Annotated in this window: 1 protein-coding gene; it reads left to right on the top strand. The window is 62.5% G+C overall.

Features of this window, described 5'->3' with window-relative positions; all coding sequences use genetic code 11:
* Positions 1 to 161: 161 nt before the first annotated feature.
* On the top strand, positions 162 to 3,055 hold a 2,894-nt coding region (locus IVB12_RS21880), incomplete at its 3' end, for an efflux RND transporter permease subunit (protein WP_247301744.1).

The following is a 3,055-nucleotide window of genomic DNA, read 5'->3' as shown; positions in this document are numbered from 1 at the left end:
GCCGTCGGCCAGCTCAAGCTGCAATCGGGTGCACCGGTGTCGATCTCGACCGACCCGCCCCCGGCAATCCCGGCGCAGCCGCCGCGCTACTGACCCATTACATTCGCGTGATCCGGCTCGGCCGGATCACGCTCTTGAGAGATAGAAATCGAGACGCCGCGATGGCCTTTACCGACATTTTCATCAAGCGACCGGTCCTGTCGGTCGTCGTCAGCCTGCTGATCCTGCTGATAGGCCTGCGTGCGGCGATGGTGCTGCCGATCCGGCAGTATCCGAAGCTGTCGAACACCGTCATCAACATCACGACCGTGTATCCCGGCGCATCCGCGGACCTGATCCAGGGCTTCATCACGACGCCGATCGAACAGGCGGTCGCTTCCGCCGAGGGCGTCGACTACATCACCTCGTCCTCGGTCCTCGGCACCTCGACGATCCAGGTCTACATCAAGCTGAACTTCGATCCGAACCAGGCGCTCACCGAAGTGCTGGCCAAGACGAACTCGGTCAAATATCTGATCCCGAAGGAATCCAACGACCCGATCGTCACCAAGACCACGGGTCAAACCACGGCCGTGATGTATCTCGGCTTCTCGTCCGAGGAGCTATCAGGCTCGGCGATCTCGGATTATCTGACGCGCGTGGTGCAGCCGGTGCTGTCGACGGTCGATGGCGTGGCCTCGGCCGACATTTTGGGCGGCCAGACCTTTGCGATGCGGCTGTGGCTTGATCCCGTGAAGATGGCCGGCCGCAACGTGTCGCCGGCGGACGTTGCGGCGGCGATCCAGGCCAACAACTTCCAGTCCGCGGCGGGCCAGACCAAGGGCTATCTCATCGTCTCGAACGTCTCGACCAATACGGGCCTGACCGACGTCAACCAGTTCAAGAAGATGATCGTCAAGGCCAAGGACGGCGGTTTCGTGCGGATGGAGGACATCGCCACCGTCGAGCTTGCGGCCCAAAGCACGGACGCGAGCGTTGCCTTCAACGGCGAGCATGCGATCTTCATCGGCGTGCAGGCAACGCCGCAGGGCAACCCGCTGACGCTGGTCAAGGGCGTGCGCGCGCTGTTCCCCGAGCTCGAACGCAATCTGCCGCCCTCGATGAAGATGAAGGTCGCCTACGACTCGACCAAGTTCATCCAATCCTCGATCGACGAGGTGGAGAAGACGCTGGGCGAAGCCGTGATCATCGTGATCGTGGTGATCTTCCTGTTCCTCGCCTCGCTGCGCTCGGTCATCATTCCCGTCGTCACCATCCCGCTGTCGATGATCGGCGTCTGCACCCTGATGCTGGCGCTCGGCTTCAGCTTCAACCTCCTGACCCTGCTCGCGATGGTGCTCGCGATCGGCCTCGTGGTCGACGACGCCATTGTCGTGGTGGAGAACATCCACCGCCATCTGGAGGAGGGCAAGACGCCGGTACAGGCGTCGCTGCAAGGCGCGCGCGAAATCGTCGGCCCGGTCATCTCGATGACCATCACGTTAGCGGCCGTGTACGCGCCGATCGGCTTCCTTGGCGGTCTGACCGGTTCGCTGTTTCGCGAATTCGCGTTCACGCTGGCGGGCTCGGTGATCGTGTCGGGCGTAGTCGCGCTGACGCTGTCGCCGATGATGTGCTCGGTGCTGCTGAAGAACACCGAAGAAGGCCGGTTCTCCAAGCTTGTGAACCGGGTGTTCGGCGCCATCACGCGGTGGTACGGGCGCAAGCTGGACCGGTCGTTGGATTATAAGGCGATCACCGGCCTGTTCGCGGTGACGATCCTCGGGTTGGTCGGCTTCCTCTACATGCACACCTCGAAGGAGCTGGCGCCCGAGGAAGACCAGGGCATCGTGTTTGCGGTGACCAAAGCGCCGAAATACGCCAACATCGACTATGTCGATTTTTATGGCGAGAAGCTCGACAAGGAATTCCAGAAATTCCCCGAAACCGATCTGCGTTTCGTGCTGAACGGCATCAACGGCCCGCAGGGCGGTATCGCCGGCATGCTCCTGAAGCCTTGGGACGAGCGCAAACGGTCGTCGATCCAGCTCAAGCCGCTGGTGCAGGCCGAGCTCTCCAAGATCGAGGGCGTGCAGGCCTTCGCATTCAACCTGCCGCCGCTGCCGGGCGGGCCGGGCGGTCTGCCGATCCAGATGGTGATCAACTCCACCGCCGGATTCCAGACGGTCTATGAGCAGATGGAGAAGCTGAAGGACGCCGCACGCAAGAGCGGCATGTTCATCGTCTCCGACAGCGATCTTGCCTACAATCAGCCGAACGTGAAGGTCACGATCGATCGCACCAAGGCGCAGGACCTCGGCGTCAACATGCAGAACCTCGGCTCTACGCTCGCGGTGCTGCTCGGCGGCAACTACATCAACCGCTTCAACCTCGAAGGCCGCTCCTACCAGGTGATCCCGCAGGTGCCGCGCGGCAAGCGTCTGTCGCCGGAATCGCTCGGCGGCTACTATGTGACGACCAACACCGGCCAGCAGCTCCCGCTGTCGACGGTGGTATCGATCGAGACCAAGACCGACCCGAACTCGCTGACCCACTACAACCAGCTCAATTCGGCGACGTTCTCGGCCGTGCCGATGCCCGGCGTGACCGTTGGTGCGGCAGTCGATTTCCTCGAAGGCGAGGCCAAGAAGCTGCCGCAAGGCTTCAGCCACGATTATCTGGCGGATAGCAGGCAGTATGTTCAGGAAGGTAACCAGCTCGCGATCACCTTCGGCTTCGCGCTGATCATCATCTTCCTGGTGCTGGCGGCGCAGTTCGAGAGCTTGCGCGACCCGCTGGTGATCATGATCTCGGTGCCGATGGCGATTGTCGGCGCGCTGATCCCGCTGTTCTTCGGCGTGGCGACGATGAACATCTACACCCAGGTCGGTCTGCTCACCCTGGTCGGCCTGATCACCAAGCATGGCATCCTGATGGTGGAGTTCGCCAACGAGCTCCAGGTCAGCGAGCGGCTCGACCGCCGCTCGGCCATCGAGATGTCGGCGCGCATTCGGCTGCGCCCGATCCTGATGACCACGGCCGCGATGGTGACGGGTCTGATCCCGCTCCTGACCGC

The organism is Bradyrhizobium sp. 179 (assembly GCF_023073535.1).
Classification (GTDB): domain Bacteria; phylum Pseudomonadota; class Alphaproteobacteria; order Rhizobiales; family Xanthobacteraceae; genus Bradyrhizobium.
Note: the sequence above shows the minus strand (reverse complement) of the source record. Positions and strands in the feature narration are given on the sequence as shown.